The organism is Burkholderia sp. MSMB0856, from assembly GCF_001524645.2.
Lineage (GTDB): Bacteria > Pseudomonadota > Gammaproteobacteria > Burkholderiales > Burkholderiaceae > Burkholderia > Burkholderia diffusa.
The window spans coordinates 1,520,601-1,539,075 of sequence record NZ_CP013428.1; the positions used below are offsets into that span (position 1 = coordinate 1,520,601).

The window sequence follows — 18,475 nt, forward strand, 5'->3', positions numbered from 1 at the left end:
ATGCCACTGAATTCCGTCAACGCACCCGCGCCGCTCTGCGAGATCGACGGCCTGAAGATCGGGTTTCGCGGGCACGACGGCGTCGTGTCCGACGCGGTGCGCGACCTGTCGCTGACGCTCGCGCCCGGCGAACGGCTCGGCATCGTCGGCGAATCCGGCTCCGGCAAATCGCTGACGGGCCGCGCGCTGCTCGGCCTGCTCCCCGAAGCCGCGCGCTGGTCGGCCCGCACGATGCGCTTCGCCGGCCGCGACCTGCTCGCGATGTCGGCGAGCGAACGCCGGCGCCTGTGCGGCAGCCAGATGGGGATGATCCTGCAGGATCCGAAATATTCGCTGAACCCGGTGATGACCGTCGCGAAGCAGATGGGCGAAGCATTCCGGCTGCACGAGCCGGGGTTGCGCGGCCGCGCGCTGCGCGAGCGGATCGTCGAGGCGCTCGCCGCCGTGCAGATTCGCGATCCGGCGCGCGTCGCCGATGCGTATCCGCACGAGCTGTCGGGCGGCATGGGCCAGCGCGTGATGATCGCGATGATGGTGTCGACCGGCCCGCGCCTGCTGATCGCCGACGAGCCGACGTCCGCGCTCGACGTCGCGGTGTCGATGCAGGTGCTCGCGGTGCTCGACGCGATGATTGCGCGGCACGGCACGGGCCTGATGTTCATCAGCCACGACCTGCCGCTCGTGATGTCGTTCTGCGATCGCGTCGCGGTGATGTATGCGGGCCGCGTCGTCGAAACCTGTGCCGCGCGCGACCTGCGCGACGCGACGCATCCATACACCCGCGGGCTGCTCGCGGCGAATCCGCCGCTCGCAAACCCGCCCGACGAACTGCCTGTGCTGCGGCGCGACCCGGCGTGGCTCGACGCCGCTTCGCCCGCATCGTCGTCGGCCGAATCCAGGGAGGCCGCACGATGATCGACGTCGATCACGCCTCGATCCGTTTTCCGACCCGCACCGGCCATGTCGACGCCGTGCGCGATGCCAGCTTCGCGGTACGCGACGGCGAAGTCTTCGGGCTCGTCGGCGAATCGGGCTCCGGCAAGTCGACGCTGCTGCGCGCGCTGACCGGCCTCGTGCCGCTCGCGGGCGGCAGCCTGTCGATCGACGGCCGGCCCGTCGGCGGCACGCCCGACCGCGCATTCCGCCGCCACGTGCAGATGGTGTTCCAGGATCCGTACGCGTCGCTGCATCCGCGCTTCACGGTCGACCAGACGCTGCGCGAACCGCTGTCGATCCACCGGATCGACGACGCCGACGCGCGCATCGCCCGCGCGCTGTCCGAAGTCGGGCTCGGCCCGGCGTTCCGCTTCCGCTATCCGCACCAGCTGTCGGGTGGCCAGCGCCAGCGTGTCGCGATCGCGCGCGCGCTGATCGTCGAGCCGCGCGTGCTGCTGCTCGACGAGCCGACCTCCGCGCTCGACGTATCGGTGCAGGCCGAGATCCTGAACCTGCTGCGCCGCCTGCATCGCGAACGCAACCTGACGATGATCCTCGTGAGCCACAACCTCGCGGTGATCGGCTTCCTGTGCCAGCGCGTCGCGGTGATGCAGCATGGCGAGATCGTCGAACAGCTGCGGATCGAGGACGTTCGCGCCGGACAGGTCGCACGCGACTACACGCGCACGCTGCTGCGCGCGACCGAAGGCTATCGACGCCTCGATCCGGTTGCCTGACATGTGCGCGACGCGCGGGCGTGCGATACTCGGCACCCCGTGCATCGGCGCGCCGACGGATGGAACCCTCGCGCGCCGCGCGGGTCCATTTCCTTTCGTCAACAGCTCAACAGCAATAGGGAGGCGTTCATGCTGCAATTCATCGAAACCCTGGTGGTCGGGCTCATCGTCGGCCTCCTCGCCCGTGCGCTCAAGCCCGGCGACGACAAGATGGGCATCCTGATGACCGTCGTGCTCGGCGTCGTCGGCTCGCTCGTCGCGGGCTACGTCGGCCGCGCCGCCGGCTGGTATGCGCCGGGCCAGGGCGCCGGCTGGATCGCGTCGATCATCGGCGCGATCGTGCTGCTCGTGATCGTCGGCGCGGTACGCAAGCGCGCGGGCTGACCGCCGCATCGCCCGCGTCGATACGCAACGGCCGCTCGTTACACGAGCGGCCGTTTTCTTTATGCACGCCGCAATTCGCACCTTCGTCGAATCGTTGAGTCCTCAACGATTCACTCGCAAACCCCCGGTTCACTGGCCGGATCGCCGCGCCCTTACGCCATCGGCAATACCCTGACTTGCGGCCGCACAAATTTGGGATAAATTGATTGGAGGAATACGGCGTCATTTGATCGTTGCCGTTATTTCCCGTTTTTCATTCAAGAGGTCCAATGGAATTGCCGTTTACGCATACAGCACCGCAGCGTTGACGGACTGCCATTCGAGCGGCCCCGCTGCGACGCGCTTCCTCTCTGGAGCCTGTCATGAAGCATCGCCTGTTTGCCGCCTCGTTTGCCCTGGCTGCCTCGCTTCTGGCGTCGTCCTCATCTTTTGCCGCCGGCGCGTCCGGCGTTATCCACTTCACCGGCATGATCGTCGAGCCGCCGTGCTCGTTCGCGCTCGACACCGCCGACGCCGCGCACGCGCACGTGCGCCCCGACTGCCCGCGCCCGGCGAGCGGGCAAGTCGCATTCGTCGACGCGGCCAGCCTGCGCACGATCAAGACCACGACCTTTACGCAGGCCTCGCGCGCAATCGTTTTACCTGGCCGTGCGGGCGACACGCATGCGCCGATGATCGCCATCGTGACGTACCAGTAACGCCCGCTGCCGGAGGCGTCGCGCGTCAGTCGCGATGGCAGGCGATCCAGTCGCTGAACGCGCGGATCTTCTGCTGGCTGCCGATGCTCTCCGGGTAGACGAAGAAATAACGGGCGCCGGTCTCGAGCACGATGTCGAACGGCCGTTCGAGCCGGCGCGCGCTGACGTCGTCGTCGACGAGCGTCACGTCGCCGATCGCGACGCCGAAGCCCTGCATCGCCGCGTTCGTCGCGAGATCGAGCGTGTCGAAGGTCGGCCCGCGCTCCGCGTCGACGGCGCGCTCGCCCGCGTGATCGAGCCACGCGCGCCAGTCGCGGTGGTCGCGCGTCGGATGCAGCAGCGTATGGTGCGCGAGATCGCCGACCGCATCGAGCGGCGCGGCCTGCCGCAGCTCGGGCGCGCACACCGGCGTCAAGCGTTCGTCGAACAGCGGCAGCGCGAATACGCCCGCGCCCGGCGACGTACCGTAGACGACCGCCGCATCGAACGGCTCGGTCGAGAAATCGACGACGTGCTGCCACGCGGTCGTGATCTGCACGTGGAGCTCGGGATGCTCGCCCTGGAAGCGCATGATGCGCGGCAGCATCCAGCGCATCACGCAGGTCGGCACCTTCAGCGCGAGATCGGTGCGCTGCCGCGTGAGCTTCATCGAGATGTCCTCGATCCGCGCGAAGCTCTCGTTGACCACCGGCAGCAATTGCTCGCCCTCCGCCGTCAGCGTGAGGCCCTTCGCGTGCCGTTTGAACAGCGGAAAGCCGTAGTGCGCCTCGAGTGTCTGGATCTGCCGGCTCACCGCACCCTGCGTGAGGCACAGCTGCTCGGCCGCGCGCGTGAAGCTGCGGTGGCGGGCCACCGTCGAGAAGATCTGCAGCGCGTGCAGGGGCGGAAGTCGGCGCATGACGAAGGGGGTAGACGGATCGACCGCACCGAACGACGGCGCGGCAAGGCCGCGCGCCGACACCGGCGCGCGCTGATCGACACGATAAGCCAAACGCCGGCTTTACGCGAGGTGCGTCGCGCGCTCAGGCCGTGGCGGCGAACGCGCCCGTCGCGATGCGCGCCGCCGACGCGACGACGTCCGCGCGTGCGGCCGCGTCGGCACGCGGCTGCGTGAACGACACGGCCAGCACGATCGGCGCGCGCGACGGCGGCCACAGCACCGCGACGTCGGTCGTCGTGCCGTAGCCGCCGGTGCCGGTCTTGTCCGCGATGCGCCAGCCGGGCGGCACGCCGGCCGCGATCCCGGTCGCGCCGCGCGCGCCGCCGGTCATCCATTCCGTGAGCTGCGCACGCTGCGGTTCGCGCAGCGTATCGCCGAGCAGCAACCGCTGCAGCGTGTCGACCATCGCAACCGGTGTCGACGTATCACGCTCGTCGCGAGGCGCCGCCTGGTTCAGTTCGGGTTCCCAGCGATCGAGCCGGAACACGGTGTCGCCGCTTTCGTGCGCGAACGACGTGACGGCCTGCGGGCCGCCGAGCACGCCCATCAGCAGGTTCCCGGCGCCCTTGTCGCCCGACTGCAGCATCGCCGTGCAGAGCTGCGCGATCGTCATCCCCGTGTCGACGTGGCTTTCCGTCACCGGCGAGCCGGCCACGACTTCATAGCGGCGATACAGGATGCGGCGCGGCAACAGCGACGCGTCGAGCGAGCCGCGCGCGAGTATCGCGGCGGCGGCGACGACCGCATAGGTGCCGCACAGCGGGAAGCGCTCGCGCGCGTGATGTGCGATGCGCGCGCCGCTCGACGTATCGAGTGCGGCGACGCCGAGCCGGCCGTTCGACGCTTTTTCAAGCGCGGTGAGTTCGGCCTGGGCGGCATGTGCGCGCCCCTGCTCGGCGACGGGTGCCGACGAGCACGCGGCAACGAACGGCGCGGCGACGGCGGCGAGCAACAGCGAGCGACGTGTCGGAGAATGTTCCATGGATGAAGGGCGTTCTGTCGGAAACGGTGACATGGAGCAACGCACGTGCGCATCGACGACGCACACGCATTCGCGCCGACGGCCGGCTCGCGACGGCATACGCCGCGCATCCCCGAAGACGTCCGTCGGCCCCGCATGCGGCGGGACGCACATGAACAGACCCTAGCGTAGCAGCGAGCGCGCCCCGCGTCAGCCTTGCGACGAAGGCAGGTACGGCATCGGATTGACGGGCTTGCCGTCGCGTCGCACTTCGAACAGCAGCGCGACACGCGAGTTGTCGAGGTCGCCCATCTCGGCGATCTCGTCGCCCCGGCGCACGATGTCGCCGGTTTTCACGAGCACTTTGCGGTTGTGCGCATAGGCGGTGAGGAAATCCGCGTTGTGCTGGACGATGATCAGGGTGCCGTAATCGTTCAGGCCGCTGCCCGCGTACATTACGCGGCCGTCGGCCGCCGCGCGAACCGGGTCGCCCGGCCGGCCGGCGATCTGGATGCCGCGGTTCTGCCCCGGCCGGAACGCGTCGACGATCTTGCCGCGCGCGGGCCACGTAAGCGCCACACCGCCCGCATGCCGCCTGGTTTCCTTCACGACCTGCCGGTCGCTCGCCGTCGACGCGCTCGCCTGCGCGGCGGGTAGTGCATTGCTCGCGGCGGCTGGCGCGGCGGCCTGTGCACTGCCATTCCCGCCCGATGCCTGCAACGGCTGCTGGCGGACGATGCGCAGCACCTGCCCCATGCGCAGCCTGCCGCGCCCGTCGAGCTTGTTCCAGGTGCGCAGGTCGGCGACGCTGCAGTCGTTCGCGGACGCGATGCCCGACAGCGTGTCGCCGCGTTTCACCACGTACTTCTGCGCGACGAGAATGGGTGCGGGCGGCGGCGTCGCGGGCGTTGCGGCGGGCTGGCCCGACGGCGAGCCCGCCAGCGTGTCGCTCGGCGGGACGGGCGGCGTACTGGCACAACCGGCCATGACGAGCACCGCGGCCAGGCCGGACAGCCACGCCGACTTGCGGCAAATCTCGCGCTGATTCATGGACGATCGACTCCGGTTTGACAATCTTTCAAGCATCTCAAAAACGGAACGGCCGACGTGTAACCGGATGCAAACAATGATGACAAACGATCACGAACCGGGCGCCGGCGGACACTCGTTACCGGTAATACGGTCGATTTCGGAAAAACTTGACGGTTTTGGACGCGAGATGCGGAAGAAATTTCAGGATGCGCCGATATTTCGAATGGCTTTCAATCTCCCATGGCCGCGTCGGACAGCCGATGCGGTCTGCGACGGCCGCCCGCTCAGCGCAGCCAGTCGACCAGCTCCGCGCAGGCCCACGCGACGCCGATGCACAGGAACAACAGGTGCAACGCGATCTTGAACGACACGCCCCACGACGAATCGACCCGCATGACAATCTCCCCCGGTTGATATGCGGCCATGATCCGGCATCGATCCCGCCCCGAAAATGCGGAACCGGCGAACGGGGTCTCAGGCGCAGCCTGAGACCGGCGCGGCGGTTCCTGCTAACTTATCGGCCATATCCATTCTTACGCGCCCTCACCCGCCATGCGCTTCGACCTGACCGACCTGCGGCTCTTCCTGAACATCTGCGAGGCCGGCACGATCACGGGCGGCGCCGAGCGCACCCACATCACGCTGCAGGCAGCAAGCGAGCGCATTCGCGGGATGGAAGACGAACTCGGCGTGCCGCTGCTGCACCGGACCAAGTCCGGCGCGCAGGCGACCGACGCCGGCCGCGCGCTCGAGCACCACGCACGCACGGTGCTGCAGCAGATCGACCAAATGCGCGGCGAACTGCAGCAATACGGCCAGGGGCTGCGCGGGCATATCCGGCTGCTCTGCAACACGGCGTCGCTGAGCGAATACCTGCCCGACGCGCTCGCCGCGTATCTGCCGCATCATCCGAAACTGTCGATCAGCGTCGAGGAGCGCTCGAGCCAGGAAATCGTGCACGCGATCCGCAACAAGACGGCCGAGGTCGGCATCGTCGCCGATTCGGTCGGGCTCGGCGGACTCGAGCAGAAGCCGTTCCGCGAGGATTGGCTGATCGCGGTCGTGCCGGCCGGGCATCCGCTCGCCGCGCGCGACGAGGTCGCGTTCGACGAGATCGCCGACGCGGATTTCGTCGGGCTGACCGACGGCAGCGCGCTGCAGGTCCATCTCGGCGACCAGGCACGTGCGCTCGGCAAGCGGATCCGCTACCGTGTGCAGCTGAAGAGTTTCGACGCGATCTGCCGCGTGATCGAAAGCGGCGTGGGGATCGGCATCGTGTCGCGCCACGCGGCCGAGCGCGCGATGCAGACGATGGACGTGCGGCTCGTCGAGCTGTCCGACGCGTGGAGCCACCGCAAGCTGACGCTCTGCGCGCGATCGTTCGATGCGCTGCCCAAATATACGCAGGCGTTCGTGTCGTATCTGTCGGGCGAAACGCCATCGCGCTGAACGCCGCGCGCCGTCCGCAACGGCCGGGCGATACACGAGGAGGCACCGCCGCCATGACGACACCCGATCTCGCCACGCACTACCGCGCCTACATCGACTGCCTGAACCGCCAGGACTGGCCGGCGCTCGGCCGGTACGTCGCCGACAACGTGATCCACAACGACCGGCCGCTCGGCCTGGCCGGCTACCGCGCGATGCTGGAGCAGGATTTCCGCGACATTCCGGATCTCCATTTCGAGATCCGGCTGCTGGTGTGCGAACCGCCGCGCATCGCATGCCGGCTGCGCTTCGCGTGTGCGCCGAGCGGGACGTTCATGGGGCTCGCCGTCGACGGCACGCGCGTCACGTTCGCCGAGAACGTGTTCTACGAATTTCACGACGGCAAGATCCGGCAGGTGTGGTCGGTGATCGACAAGGCCGCGATCGAAGCGCAGCTTTAGCATCGCCGCGAGACGGCCACCGGACGGGATCGACGAGTCGATATCCGGCTTGAATCCGATTTCCAAGGGTAACGTTTTCTTTCATATCTCACCGGAAGGCGCGCCGCACGAACGCCTTTCCGACATTGCCGTCACTGCCGATATGCCACGCTGCGCCGCAGCGAAAATAATCATAAATCGCAGAAATTCCCGCACGCATAGCCCTCTCTCATCACACCTCGTGCGTTGACCATCCGGGTTTTCACGGTCGCATCCGGCGTGAAAGCGCATTGACATCGAAGCAATCGATGCCTAAATTTGGAAAACGTTTTCCCGCACTGTCAGCGCGACGCGACCATGGCCCGCGCAGGGAGAACGCTTGCCTGCTCGAGTTGCGATTCAAGACTTCATCACTATTCGAACCTGGAGACACGATGCATATGCGCAGCAGATTCGCGCTCGGCGCAGCGTTCAGCGCCCTTTCCGTCCTGTTCATCAGCGCATGCGGCGGCAACGACGTGACCGCCCCGCCGTCGACACCGGCGCTCGCGCCGAACTCGTTGCAGGCGCTCGTCTACGGCGCACCCGACACCAGCGTGCCGGCGGGCACGCGCATTCCGGTCACGATGATGGGACAGATGCGCGCGCTGTTCGACCTGATCCGGAAGTCGCCCGACTTCACGCAGGTCGTCATGGATCTCGGCGACGGTTCGCCGGTTCACGTGCTCGACACGAACACCGGCGACAAATTCCTGCCCGGCAAGCTCGCGCTCGGCCTGTCGTACATCCTGATCGACATGAAGTCGAAGGGCGACCCGCAATACGCGAGCTATCTCGCGACGTACCAGACGATCACGACCGCGATGATGGCGCAGTCGGGCAGCGACTACACGTATGCAAATACGTCGTGGGGCGAGTACTACTATCTCGTCGCGCTGAACAACCTGAAGGCGCACGGCATGCTCAACGAGGTCTTCAGCGACGCGATGCTCGCGACGCTGCAGCAACGGCTCACCTTCTGCGACATGTTCGGCCCCGATGCAAGCGGCAAGACCAGCACCTGCCCGGCCGCCGGCACGCCGATCGACATTGCGTCGCTCAACACCGCGCAGAATTATTATGCGGTGTCCTACGGAATCGCCGGACTGCGGCAGAAGCTCGGCTGGAGCAATCCGTCGTTCTCGTCGGCGACCGATCCGGCCGTCGCGACGATGGGCGCGCGCGATGCGCTGCTCTATACCGTGACGAACCACATCCGCAACGATTCGTCGGGCGGGTTCTCCGACGAAGCGTCGAACACGCACACGACCTATTACGACCGGGCGCGCTACGACCGCTACAGCACGCTGCTGATCGGCGAAGTGACCGAGCGCACGTTCGAGATGGGCAACGAGGCGAACCTCACGCCGGAACTGAAGGGCTATCTGCGCAAGTCGGTCGACCTGATCCTGCCGCAGCTGAACGCCGACGGCCAGGGCTTCAACTACGGCCGTTCGATCGGCCCGTACGGCGATTCCGCGTTCATGGAGGTGCTGACGGCGGCCGCCAACGCGGGCGTGCTGACCGACCAGGAAAAGCAGGTTGCGTACGCGTTCATCTACCGGGCCGCGCGGCGCTTCGACACGTACTGGTACGACCCGTCGCTGCCGACGCCGTCGGTGAACATGTGGGTCAAGGGTCGCGGCACGGACGCCTATCGCGGCAAGCCGCGCGTGATGGGCGAGAATTTCAGCCTGCTGCATCAGTACCTGTACGTGAACGCGTGGTGGAACAAGCTCGGCTTCGGCGGCAAGGCGCCGATGGACGATGCGGCCTACGATGCGTGGCTCGACGCGCTGCCGCGCTACACGCTCGCCTGGTACAACCAGCCCGCCGATACCGCGCATCCGTACAACGCGGCGCTGCTCACCGTGCGCGACGGCCGCCGCGTGGTCAACCTGAATCTCAGCCAGGCGCCCGACTACAACTCGTTCACGCCGTACTATCCGGTGCCGTTCTCCGACAAGCTGATCTACGGGACGACCGATCTGGGCTACGCACTGCTGGTGCCGCAGGTGTCGTACAACGGGAAGACCTACGTTCCCGTCACGTACTACAAGAACCTCGACGTCCAGCAGGCCAACGGACAGGTGGTCGTGTCGTTCGACACGGCGAAGTTCCGTCTCGCGTCGAAGAACGCGGCGTACACGACGGATCTCGACCTGCAGGTGCATACCGTGCTGACGTTCGCGCACGGCACGATCTCGCGCAGCGACACGCTTGCCTCGGGCACGCTCGCCGGCAACCTGTCGGTCGAGACGGACTTCGCGTCGTTCGCGGACTTCGCGTCCACGCAAGCGAACGGCGACGGCACATCGGTGACGTACGCGAACAGCACCGCGACCGGCTATGCGGCGTCCGGGTTCGACACCTGCGCGCTGTCCGCCTTCGACACGGTCAACGGCGCGACGAACCCGCTGTCGACGACGCCGATCGGCCAGCTGCATTCGAACTTCGCGTGCAAGACCACTCCGTTCGCGCTCGGCGCGGGCGTCACCCGCACGTTCGGGTGGACGCTGAAGTACGCCGACCCGGCCTGAGCGGCATGGCCGCCGCGTCGTGAGCGTCCTCGAAGCCGGCTCTCGAAACCGGCTTCGGGGCATTCACGCCGGGCGCGCGGTGCGCGTGTCGGCGATGCCCGTTCACAGCCACGCCGAAGCGGCCATGTAGGCGCCGAGCGCGATCATCCCGACGAAGAAGCAGCGCTTGAACGCCTTCTCGCTCATCACGCGCCGCGCATATTGCCCGCCGATCATCCCCGCGAGTGCCGGCACGAGCGCCAGCGCCGATACGCCGAGATCGATCGTCTGCAGCGCGCCCGTCACGCGCAACTGCAGCCCGAGCGCGATCGTCGACGCGGTAAACGACAGCCCGAGCGCCTGGATCAGGTCGTCCTTCGACAGCCGCAGCGCCTGCAGGTACGGCACCGCCGGCACGACGAACACGCCGGTCGCGGCCGTCACGACGCCCGTCAGATAGCCGACCGCGGCCGACAACCACTTCTCGTATCGCCGCGGCGCGGGCAATCGCGCGGCGGCGAGCCCCCAGCAGCCGTATGCGGCCAGCACGACGCCGAGTGCCGCGTGGGTCCACGCGCTGCCGGCGGCAAGCGCGGGCAGCCCGCCCGTCAGCGTGCCGATCGTCAGCCCGGCGAGCAGCGGCCACAGACGCCGCAGCAACGGCCCGAACGAAGGGCCGAGCCACAGCTGCCAAACATTGGTGATGAACGACGGCACGAGCAGCAGACTCGCGGCGGCCGACGGCGGCATCGCGAGCGTCAAGAGCCCCATCGCGATCGTCGGCAGGCCGAGGCCGATCATGCCCTTGACCGCGCCGGCCAGCAGAAAGACCAGCACGATGATCGTCAGCATATGGGTTTGCATGGAGGGTGTTCCGTCCGGTTGAAGACGGCGCGATGATGAACCACCGTCACGCCGCCGGCCATCTGGCTTTGCCTGAGGCTGGCTCGGGCCCGCCCGGCCGGCCTCGTCGCCTCGTCATCCCGCCATGCCCGCCGTTCAGGCTCCGTGAGCGGGCCCCCGGCCCTGCTCGCTGTCGAGGTGCGCCATCTGGGGGGCCGGATAACGCTCGCCGGCAGCCGCCCCGGCGGGAACCGCCGTTTCGATGCGCGCCAGATCATCGACCGTTAGTTGCAACTTAGACGCCTGCAATGCGTCCTGGAGTTGCGTGCGCTTGCGCGCACCGATCAGCGGCACGATGTCGTCGCCGCGCGACAGCGCCCATGCGATCGCGATCTGCGCCGGGTTGCTGCCCTTCTCGTCGGCGATCGCACGCAGCGCGTCGACCAGCGCGAGATTGTGCGCGAGGTTCTCGCCCTGGAAGCGCGGGCTGGCCGCGCGGAAGTCGCGCTCGCCCTGCCGCGCCGCGCTCCAGCCGCCGCCGAGCAGCCCGCGCGACAGCACGCCGTACGCGGTCACGCCGATCCCGAGTTCGCGGCACACGGGCAGGATGTCCGCCTCGATCCCGCGCGACAGCAGCGAGTATTCGATCTGCAGGTCGGCGATCGGCGCGACGGCCGCCGCGCGGCGAATCGTGTCGGCACCCACCTCCGACAGGCCGATATGGCGCACATGACCGGCCTTCACGAGATCGGCGATCGCGCCGACCGTCTCCTCGATCGGCACCGTCGGATCGACGCGCGCCGGCCGGTAGATGTCGATGTGGTCGGTGCCGAGCCGCTTCAGCGAATACGCGACGAAATTGCGGATCGCCTGCGGCCGCGCGTCGTAGCCGACGAACGCGCCGGCCGGGTCGCGCAGCGCGCCGAATTTCACGCTGATCATCACCTGGTCGCGCGCGCGGCCGCGCAGCGCATCGCGGATCAGCATCTCGTTGTCGCCCATCCCGTAGAAGTCGCCCGTGTCCAGCAGCGTGATCCCGTTGTCGAGCGCCGCGTGCAGCGTCGCGATGCTTTCGTCGCGATCCGCCGGCCCGTACAGATCCGACATCCCCATGCAGCCGAGCCCGATCGCCGACACCTGCGGGCCCGTGCGGCCCAGTTGACGCTTGTCCATGTCCGTTTCCTTGCAGTGGTGAGTGAATGAACCGGATTCTGGACGCATCGCGGCGCGCGATAAACGCGAAACGCCCAACCAATTCATTCGACGCTGATTAACAATGGAGCCTGTCCCAATTCGCCCACGCTCCCGCCCCGCATGGACCATCTGCATGCAATGCGCATCTTTGCGCGCGTCGCCCACCTCGGCAGCTTCACGAAAGCGGCCGAGCAGCTGCAATTGCCGCGCCCGACGGTCAGCAATGCCGTCCAGTATCTGGAAAAACACCTGAGGGTGCGCCTGCTGCAGCGAACCACCCGGCGCGTCGCGCTCACCGCCGAGGGCGCCACCTATTACGAGCGCTGCACGCGGCTGCTGGCCGATCTGGACGATGCCGAGACGCTGTTCGACGACGCCGGCGCCGCGCCGCGCGGCGCGATCCGCGTCGACCTGCCCGAACGCTTCGCGCTGAACAAGGTGATTCCGGCGCTGCCGGATTTCCACGCGCGCTATCCCGACCTGCGCGTCGTGCTGAGCACGACCGACCGCTTCGTCGATCTCGTCGCCGACGGCATCGACTGCGCGGTGCGGGTCGGCGTGCTGTCCGACACGTCGCTGGTCGCGCGCCGCGTCGGCGAGATGGCGCAGATCAATTGCGCGTCGCCCGCGTATCTCGCGCGATACGGCACGCCGCGCTCGCCGGACGATCTGCCCGACCACGTCGCGGTCGGCTATTTCTCGAGCCGCACGGGCCGCGAGCTGGACTGGGAATATGCGGACATGGATTCGGGCGCGCTGCAGACGGTGAAGATGCGCAGCGTGGTCGCGGTGAACAGCTCGCAGGCGTATCTCGCGTGCTGCATCGCGGGCCTCGGGCTGATCCAGGCGCCGCGCGACGGGCTCGCGCCGCTGCTCGAGGACGGCTCGCTGGTCGAGGTGCTGCCGGAGTGGCATGCCGCGCCGCTGCCGGTGTCGGTCGTGTTTCCGAACAGCCGGCATCTGGCGCCGCGCGTGCGGATCTTCGTCGACTGGCTCGCGCAAACGCTCGACGACGACGCGCGGCGGCCCGCGTGACGAAAGCCGGCGCCGGGGCAACCCGCCCCGGGCGCCGGCAGGTCGACATCAGAACTTGTGGCGAATCGCGGCGCGCACCGCGAACTGGTTGGCCGACGACGACGGGCCGTCCGTCCCGACCACGTAGCCGCCGTCGGCCGCGGTGCCGGTCTTGTCGCCGGCGACCTTCTGCCATGCGCCCTGCAGGTAGACGTCGGTGCGCTTGGACAGGCTGTAATCGGCCATCAGCCCGACGGTGTGGTACTTCGGCTTGAACGAACCGGCCGCGGCGTCGAACTTGCCGTCCGTGTACACGTACTGCGCGCCGAGATAGAAATCGGACGTGAGCTGGTACTTGCCGTTGATCTCGAAGTTCTGGAACTTGGTCGCGCTCAGCCCGAGGCCCGAGAACGTCGACGCCGGCAGGTAAACGGTCGACACCGGGTTCTTCACGTCGGTCTTCGTATAGACGAAGCCGACCGTCGCCGGGCCGAACGTGTAGTTGACGCCGCCGCCGAAGATGCGCAGGCGGTCGGCGACGAAGTTCGCATCGTCGGCCGCGATCGCGCCCGCGTTGCCGACGCCCGGGCTGTTCGCCTGCAGGTATGCAGCCGCGACCTGCAGGCCGGCCAGCGAATACTGCGCGCCGATGCTGTACTGGCGGTTGGTCGAGAAGCCCGTGCTGTTGCTGAAGCTGTAGGTGCCGCCGAACGACAGCCCGTTCCAGTCGGGGCTCGCGTACTTGACCGTGTTGTTGACGCGGAACGAATTGTCCGTGTTGTCGTTGTCGAACGGGTGCGAGAACAGCGTGCCGCCCCAGTTGCCGTTCGCGGTCAGCGGCGCGAGATAGTCGACGACGGAATCGTACTGGCGGCCGAATGTCAACGTGCCGAAGCGCGACGCGCTCAGCCCGACGAACGCCTGACGGCCGAACATCCGGCCGCCCTGGTTGAGCCGGCCGTTGTTCACGTCGAAGCCGTTTTCCAGCGTGAAGATCGCCTTCAGCCCGCCGCCCAGATCCTCGCTGCCCTTCAGGCCCCAGCGGCTGCCCTGCGCGTAGCCGCTCGCGAGCTGGTAATTCGTTTTTCCGACCCCGTTTACGTTCACGTTGTTCGTGTAGTTGAAGCCCTCGTCGATCAGGCCGTACAACGTCACGCTGTCCTGCGCGAAGGCCGGCGCGGCAAAAGCGGCCAGCGCGGCGGCAAAAATGACGTGCTTCTTCATGACGGATCTCCGGAGCCGGGCCGGGCAGGCCATGCGCCCGGCGATTTGTTTGATCTGTTTTATCGAGGTGGCCCGCAGGGCGGACTACGCGGTGTGCGGCCGCGCGGACAAAATGGTGTCACGTCGCAAATCGCCCGTCCATCGGGGCGTGGGACCGGCTCGCAAAGCGTTGCGCTCGTCCAACTGCCCTGTTCTCACCATGGCCCGATCAGGCTTGCCGGCAACGGCTGGCCGGCCTGCCATCCGCGTAAACCCGGACGGCGTCACATCGGTGGCACAATGCGCATCCGTTCTTCATTTCTTCACGAAGTCATGCTTCACCCCGATTCATGCGCGGCAGGTGCCGGCCGCGCACTCGGCTCGCTCCCGGAGGCGGCCCGATGACCGCCGCCGCCCGGGCCGGCCGCTACGCCGAGCTCGATTTCTTCCGCGGCCTCGTGCTGCTGGTGATCGTCGTCGACCACATCGGCGGCAGCATCCTGTCGCGCGTGACGCTGCACGCGTACGCGCTGTGCGACGCGGCCGAGGTGTTCGTGTTCCTCGGCGGTTTCGCGACCGCCATCGCGTACAACTCGCTCGCCGAGCGCCACGACGAGGCGGCCGCGCGCCAGCGTTTCATCCGCCGTGCCTTCGAGATCTACCGTGCTTTCCTCGTGACGGCCGGCTTGATGCTGCTCATCACCGCCGTGCTGAACGCATTCTCGATCGACGGCCCGAACATGCCGACCAACGATCTCGACGGCCTGCTCCACAAGCCGCTCGCCGCGCTGCGCGACATCCTGCTGTTCCGCCGCCAGCCGTATCTCGCGTCGGTGCTGCCGATGTATGCGTTCTTCGCGCTGCTGGTGCCGCTCGCGCTGCCGCTCACGCGCACGCAGCCGTGGCTGATGCTCGCGTTCAGCGGCTCGCTCTGGTACGCGGCGCCGCACATCGCGCGCTTCTTGCCGACCGTCGAAGGCGCGCCGTGGGACTTCAATCCGTTCGCGTGGCAGTTCCTGTTCGTGCTCGGCGTGATCGCGCGCTGCCAGCCCGTCTACCAAACGCTCGCGCCGAAACCGCAGGGCTGGCTGCTGACGGCCGTGTCGCTCGCGATCGTCGCGGCGGGCGCGTATTACCGGCTGCGCATCGAGCCGTTCCCGACCGATCCGTCGATCAAGCAAAATCTCGGCGCGCTGCGGCTCGCGAACTTCCTCGCGATCGCATGGCTCGCGGCCAAGCTCGTGCACCTCGGGTGGATGAAGAAGGTCGCGCACGCGATGCCGTGGATCGGCACGATCGGCCGCCAGGGGCTGCTGTGCTTCGTCGCCGGCACCGGCATCTCGCTCGCGGTCGATTCGCTGCTTTACCAGGCGACCGAAGGCTATCTGAACGTGCCGCTCGGCCTGACCGCCGACGCCGTCGCGATGGGCTTGCTGTACCTCGTCGCGAAACTCTATGCGCCGCTCGTGTCGCGGCTGCCGTTCCCGTTCCGTTCGCGGTGATGATGCGCCGCGCCGTCATGCGCCGCTGCTACGATAGCGGGCGCCTCTCCTGAAACGATTCACCATGCGCCGACTCGCCCTTCCGTTCGCCGCCGCCTTGATCGCCGGCGCCATCGCCACCGCCCACGCCACGACGGGCGGGCCCACGATTTCAACGGCGTCGTCCGCGGCCGCGACCGTCCCGCCCGCAACGATCGCGCCGGCCGCCCAGGAACCGCCGGTCAATCCGGGCAGCAGCGTCGTGCTGCGCGCGTTCCGGTCGGCGTCGCTGAAGCGCGACTGGTCTTACACGGTCTACCTGCCGCCCGGCTACAACCCGGAAGGCGCGCGCTATCCGGTGCTGTACCTGCTGCACGGCAACGCCGGCAACGCAAACGACTGGATCACGCAGGGCCGGCTGCAGGCCACCGCCGACACGCTGATCGAGCGCCGCGAGATCCCGCCCGTCGTGATCGTGATGCCGCAAGGCGGCACCGACTGGTACGTCGACCGCAAGGAGAAGATGCAGAGCGCGTTCCTCAACGACCTGCTGCCTGAAGTCGAGGCGCACTTCGCGGTGTCGAACCAGCGCGCGGGACGCGCGATCGGGGGCGTGTCGATGGGCGGCTTCGGCGCACTGCGTTTCTCGCTGCTCGAGCCGGGCCTGTTCTGCGGCGCGATGCTGCTGAGCCCCGCGATCTACGCGAACGAGCCGCCGCTCAATTCCGCCGCGCGGTATGTCGGCGTGTTCGGCGACCGGCAGTTCGACTCGCGCGTGTGGCACGAGTTGAACTACCCGGCGCTGCTGCGCGGCTATTTCGCGCGCAACTGGCGCGTGCCGATGTTCATCGCGGTGGGCGACGACGACCTGACGATCCAGGCCGAATCGAGCGTGCTGTACACGCAACTGCGCCGCGCGCAGAACCCGGCGGAACTTCGCGTCGTCGACGGCGGGCACACGTGGGAAGTGTGGCGCGGGCTGCTCGGACAGGGGTTGAAGTACGCACTGGAATGCGTGAAGTAACGAGGCCGGTCGACACGTCAGGCCGTCGCACGACGATTGCCTGACGCCGCGCCCTTCGCTGCGCCGGCGTCACCGGCCCGACCCGCGCGCCACGCTGTCGCGACGGATCCCGGTCGGTTCAATTCCACGCATGACGCGCCGGCCGCACCCCGTTCAGGTAGTAGTTGCCGACGAGGTGATACTTCCATCGCACCGGATCGTGCAGCGTGTGCGTGCGCGCATTGCGCCAGTGCCGGTCGAGATTGTGCTCGGCGAGCGTCGACTGCGTGCCTGCCAGCTCGAACAGCTTCTCGCCCGCGAGCAGCGCGATCTCGGTCGTGAGCACCTTCGCCTCGCCGACCGCGACCGACGCACGCGCGACATCGTCGTCGGTCACCGCGCCGCGCGCGCCGATCTCGTCGAGCGTGCGCGCCGCGCGTTCGAGCAGCGCTTCCGCTGCATGCAGCTGGATGTGCAGACGGCCGATCTCGCGGACGATCAACGGATCGTCGGCCGCCCGCTCGACGCCGCTGTCGACCCAGGGCCGCGTGCGCGTGCGCACGAACGCCTCCGTATCGGCGATCGCGGCCTTCGCGATGCCGGCATCGATCGCCGCCTGGATGATCTGCGACAGCGGGCCGTTGAGCGTCGGTTCATCCGATACGCGCTGCGCGTTCAGCACATGCGAAGCGGGCACGCGCACGCCGTCGAGCACCACCGTGCCGCTCGCGGTCGTGCGCTGCCCGAAACCCGACCAGTCGTCGATCACGGTCAGCCCGGGCGTCGGCTGCGGGACGTACGCGAGCCACGCCTGCCCCGCATCGTCGAGGCCGAGCACCGGCACGTAGTGCGCGAACAGTGCGCCGGTGGAGTAGAACTTCGTGCCGTCGACGACATAGTCGTCGCCGTCGCGCCGCACGCGCGTCTTCAGGTCGAGCACGTGCTTCGTGCCCTTCTCCGAGAAACCGTTGCCGAAACGCTTGCCGCTGAGGATTTCCGCGAAGAAGTGACGCTTCTGCGCGTCCGTGCCGGTCAGCGCGATCACGTCGACCAGCCCGAAATGGTTCTGCGGCAACTGCCCGAGCGACGCATCGGCCGCGGAAACGATCTTGATCACCTCGGTGAGCGTCACGTGCGATACACCCGCGCCGCCGTATGCCTTCGGCACCGTGATCGCCCACAGCCCAGACTGCGAGAACCATTCGATCTCGTCGCGCGGCAGCCGGCGCTCGCGATCGCGTTCGGCCGCCCCTTCGGCCAGCCGCTGCGCAAGCGCATGCGCGACCGCGATCGCCTGCGCGTCGTCGGCGATCACGCGGGCCACCTGCGGTCTTGCGTCGGCCGGGCGCTCCTGAATCGTCGCACTCGTATCTGACATCGGGTTCTCCTGTCGAATGACGAAAGCATTCAATCTAGCAGCGCCCCGCAGGCCGTCAAACCGAGCGATTCTCGTAACGATATTCCTTCGGATAACAAACGACATAGCATTGAACGACATCCGTTTCCACGTTTCGACATCGCAATCGATGCCCGGGCGTCGACACTTCCCGTCGTTGATCCACGTAATGCACAGCGACGATAACGATCTGCGAATCCGTTATTGGAACGCGCGCGTCGTGCTTC

17 protein-coding genes are annotated in these 18,475 nt (G+C 67.7%); 10 read left to right on the forward strand and 7 right to left on the reverse strand.

The genetic code is table 11. The annotated features are described in order from the left end of the window. The 4 genes from WS87_RS24330 to WS87_RS24345 all read left to right on the forward strand — a co-directional run bounded on the left by WS87_RS24330 (position 1) and on the right by WS87_RS24345 (position 2,755). Positions 1-915, forward strand: coding sequence for an ABC transporter ATP-binding protein (locus WS87_RS24330; protein ID WP_059819285.1), 915 nt, complete (start codon positions 1-3; stop codon positions 913-915). Next, positions 912-1,673, forward strand: coding sequence for an ABC transporter ATP-binding protein (locus tag WS87_RS24335; RefSeq protein ID WP_044843242.1), 762 nt, complete (start codon positions 912-914; stop codon positions 1,671-1,673). The genes WS87_RS24330 and WS87_RS24335 overlap by 4 nt, the downstream gene beginning before the upstream one ends. 129 nt (positions 1,674-1,802) lie before the next feature. After that, a complete protein-coding gene (locus tag WS87_RS24340) occupies positions 1,803-2,057 on the forward strand; it encodes a GlsB/YeaQ/YmgE family stress response membrane protein (protein ID WP_057924918.1) in 255 nt (84 codons plus the stop codon). Positions 2,058-2,419: 362 nt separating this feature from the next. Further along, positions 2,420-2,755, forward strand: coding sequence for a hypothetical protein (locus WS87_RS24345; protein WP_059691316.1), 336 nt, complete (start codon positions 2,420-2,422; stop codon positions 2,753-2,755). Positions 2,756-2,780: 25 nt separating this feature from the next. On the opposite strand, the gene WS87_RS24350 is transcribed toward WS87_RS24345, so the two are convergent. From WS87_RS24350 to WS87_RS24360, 3 genes are all read right to left on the reverse strand, one after another. Further along, the gene (locus tag WS87_RS24350; RefSeq protein ID WP_059819679.1) at positions 2,781-3,653 is read right to left on the reverse strand and encodes a LysR substrate-binding domain-containing protein; all 873 of its coding nucleotides are present in this window, start codon (positions 3,651-3,653) and stop codon (positions 2,781-2,783) included. A gap of 124 nt (positions 3,654-3,777) precedes the next feature. After that, entirely contained in the window at positions 3,778-4,677 is a 900-nt protein-coding gene (gene bla / locus WS87_RS24355) for a class A beta-lactamase (RefSeq protein WP_059819286.1), read from the reverse strand. A gap of 189 nt (positions 4,678-4,866) precedes the next feature. After that, positions 4,867-5,706, reverse strand: a complete 840-nt coding sequence (locus WS87_RS24360) for a peptidoglycan DD-metalloendopeptidase family protein (RefSeq protein ID WP_059819287.1) — start codon at positions 5,704-5,706, stop codon at positions 4,867-4,869. 534 nt (positions 5,707-6,240) lie between these two features. Here WS87_RS24360 and WS87_RS24365 point away from each other — a divergent pair. The 3 genes from WS87_RS24365 to WS87_RS24375 all read left to right on the forward strand — a co-directional run bounded on the left by WS87_RS24365 (position 6,241) and on the right by WS87_RS24375 (position 10,135). Next, the gene (locus WS87_RS24365) at positions 6,241-7,137 is read left to right on the forward strand and encodes a LysR substrate-binding domain-containing protein (RefSeq protein WP_059819288.1); all 897 of its coding nucleotides are present in this window, start codon (positions 6,241-6,243) and stop codon (positions 7,135-7,137) included. A gap of 53 nt (positions 7,138-7,190) precedes the next feature. Next, on the forward strand, positions 7,191-7,577 hold the full coding sequence (locus tag WS87_RS24370; RefSeq protein ID WP_059533953.1) for an ester cyclase: 387 nt from the start codon (positions 7,191-7,193) through the stop codon (positions 7,575-7,577). A 413-nt stretch (positions 7,578-7,990) separates the two neighbouring features. Beyond that, positions 7,991-10,135, forward strand: coding sequence for a hypothetical protein (locus tag WS87_RS24375; protein WP_059819289.1), 2,145 nt, complete (start codon positions 7,991-7,993; stop codon positions 10,133-10,135). Positions 10,136-10,237: 102 nt separating this feature from the next. On the opposite strand, the gene WS87_RS24380 is transcribed toward WS87_RS24375, so the two are convergent. Together WS87_RS24380 and WS87_RS24385 are read right to left on the reverse strand one after the other, a co-directional pair. Continuing rightward, on the reverse strand, positions 10,238-10,978 hold the full coding sequence (locus tag WS87_RS24380) for a sulfite exporter TauE/SafE family protein (RefSeq protein ID WP_059819290.1): 741 nt from the start codon (positions 10,976-10,978) through the stop codon (positions 10,238-10,240). 135 nt (positions 10,979-11,113) lie between these two features. Continuing rightward, the gene (locus tag WS87_RS24385; protein ID WP_059819291.1) at positions 11,114-12,130 is read right to left on the reverse strand and encodes an aldo/keto reductase; all 1,017 of its coding nucleotides are present in this window, start codon (positions 12,128-12,130) and stop codon (positions 11,114-11,116) included. Between the two features lie 141 nt (positions 12,131-12,271). Between WS87_RS24385 and WS87_RS24390 the strand changes: the two genes are divergently transcribed. Further along, on the forward strand, positions 12,272-13,186 hold the full coding sequence (locus tag WS87_RS24390) for a LysR family transcriptional regulator (RefSeq protein ID WP_059819292.1): 915 nt from the start codon (positions 12,272-12,274) through the stop codon (positions 13,184-13,186). Between the two features lie 48 nt (positions 13,187-13,234). Here WS87_RS24390 and WS87_RS24395 read toward each other — a convergent pair whose 3' ends face one another. After that, entirely contained in the window at positions 13,235-14,389 is a 1,155-nt protein-coding gene (locus WS87_RS24395) for a porin (RefSeq protein ID WP_059690862.1), read from the reverse strand. A 380-nt stretch (positions 14,390-14,769) separates the two neighbouring features. Here WS87_RS24395 and WS87_RS24400 point away from each other — a divergent pair, with 380 nt between their 5' ends. Both WS87_RS24400 and WS87_RS24405 read left to right on the forward strand, forming a co-directional pair. After that, complete coding sequence (locus WS87_RS24400; protein ID WP_059819293.1) at positions 14,770-15,870, forward strand: OpgC domain-containing protein; 1,101 nt, start codon at positions 14,770-14,772, stop codon at positions 15,868-15,870. Between the two features lie 64 nt (positions 15,871-15,934). After that, positions 15,935-16,873 carry an alpha/beta hydrolase gene (locus WS87_RS24405; protein ID WP_059819294.1) on the forward strand — a complete coding sequence of 313 codons (939 nt, stop codon included), beginning with the start codon at positions 15,935-15,937 and terminating at the stop codon, positions 16,871-16,873. Positions 16,874-16,991: 118 nt separating this feature from the next. Here the strand turns inward: WS87_RS24405 and WS87_RS24410 are convergent, their stop codons facing one another. Further along, complete coding sequence (locus tag WS87_RS24410; RefSeq protein WP_059819295.1) at positions 16,992-18,230, reverse strand: SfnB family sulfur acquisition oxidoreductase; 1,239 nt, start codon at positions 18,228-18,230, stop codon at positions 16,992-16,994. Between the last annotated feature and the right edge of the window lie 245 nt (positions 18,231-18,475).

Bases quoted from the DNA above. Each gene is read 5' to 3' on its own strand.
- WS87_RS24390 (WP_059819292.1), top strand. From the start codon at position 12,272: ATGGACCATCTGCATGCAATGCGCATCTTTGCGCGCGTCGCCCACCTC.
- WS87_RS24345 (WP_059691316.1), top strand. From the start codon at position 2,420: ATGAAGCATCGCCTGTTTGCCGCCTCGTTTGCCCTGGCTGCCTCGCTT.
- WS87_RS24350 (WP_059819679.1), bottom strand. From the start codon at position 3,653: ATGCGCCGACTTCCGCCCCTGCACGCGCTGCAGATCTTCTCGACGGTG.
- WS87_RS24330 (WP_059819285.1), top strand. From the start codon at position 1: ATGCCACTGAATTCCGTCAACGCACCCGCGCCGCTCTGCGAGATCGAC.
- WS87_RS24395 (WP_059690862.1), bottom strand. From the start codon at position 14,389: ATGAAGAAGCACGTCATTTTTGCCGCCGCGCTGGCCGCTTTTGCCGCG.
- WS87_RS24375 (WP_059819289.1), top strand. From the start codon at position 7,991: ATGCATATGCGCAGCAGATTCGCGCTCGGCGCAGCGTTCAGCGCCCTT.
- WS87_RS24340 (WP_057924918.1), top strand. From the start codon at position 1,803: ATGCTGCAATTCATCGAAACCCTGGTGGTCGGGCTCATCGTCGGCCTC.
- WS87_RS24410 (WP_059819295.1), bottom strand. From the start codon at position 18,230: ATGTCAGATACGAGTGCGACGATTCAGGAGCGCCCGGCCGACGCAAGA.
- WS87_RS24370 (WP_059533953.1), top strand. From the start codon at position 7,191: ATGACGACACCCGATCTCGCCACGCACTACCGCGCCTACATCGACTGC.
- WS87_RS24380 (WP_059819290.1), bottom strand. From the start codon at position 10,978: ATGCAAACCCATATGCTGACGATCATCGTGCTGGTCTTTCTGCTGGCC.
- WS87_RS24400 (WP_059819293.1), top strand. From the start codon at position 14,770: ATGACCGCCGCCGCCCGGGCCGGCCGCTACGCCGAGCTCGATTTCTTC.
- WS87_RS24360 (WP_059819287.1), bottom strand. From the start codon at position 5,706: ATGAATCAGCGCGAGATTTGCCGCAAGTCGGCGTGGCTGTCCGGCCTG.
- bla (WP_059819286.1), bottom strand. From the start codon at position 4,677: ATGGAACATTCTCCGACACGTCGCTCGCTGTTGCTCGCCGCCGTCGCC.
- WS87_RS24405 (WP_059819294.1), top strand. From the start codon at position 15,935: ATGCGCCGACTCGCCCTTCCGTTCGCCGCCGCCTTGATCGCCGGCGCC.
- WS87_RS24385 (WP_059819291.1), bottom strand. From the start codon at position 12,130: ATGGACAAGCGTCAACTGGGCCGCACGGGCCCGCAGGTGTCGGCGATC.
- WS87_RS24365 (WP_059819288.1), top strand. From the start codon at position 6,241: ATGCGCTTCGACCTGACCGACCTGCGGCTCTTCCTGAACATCTGCGAG.
- WS87_RS24335 (WP_044843242.1), top strand. From the start codon at position 912: ATGATCGACGTCGATCACGCCTCGATCCGTTTTCCGACCCGCACCGGC.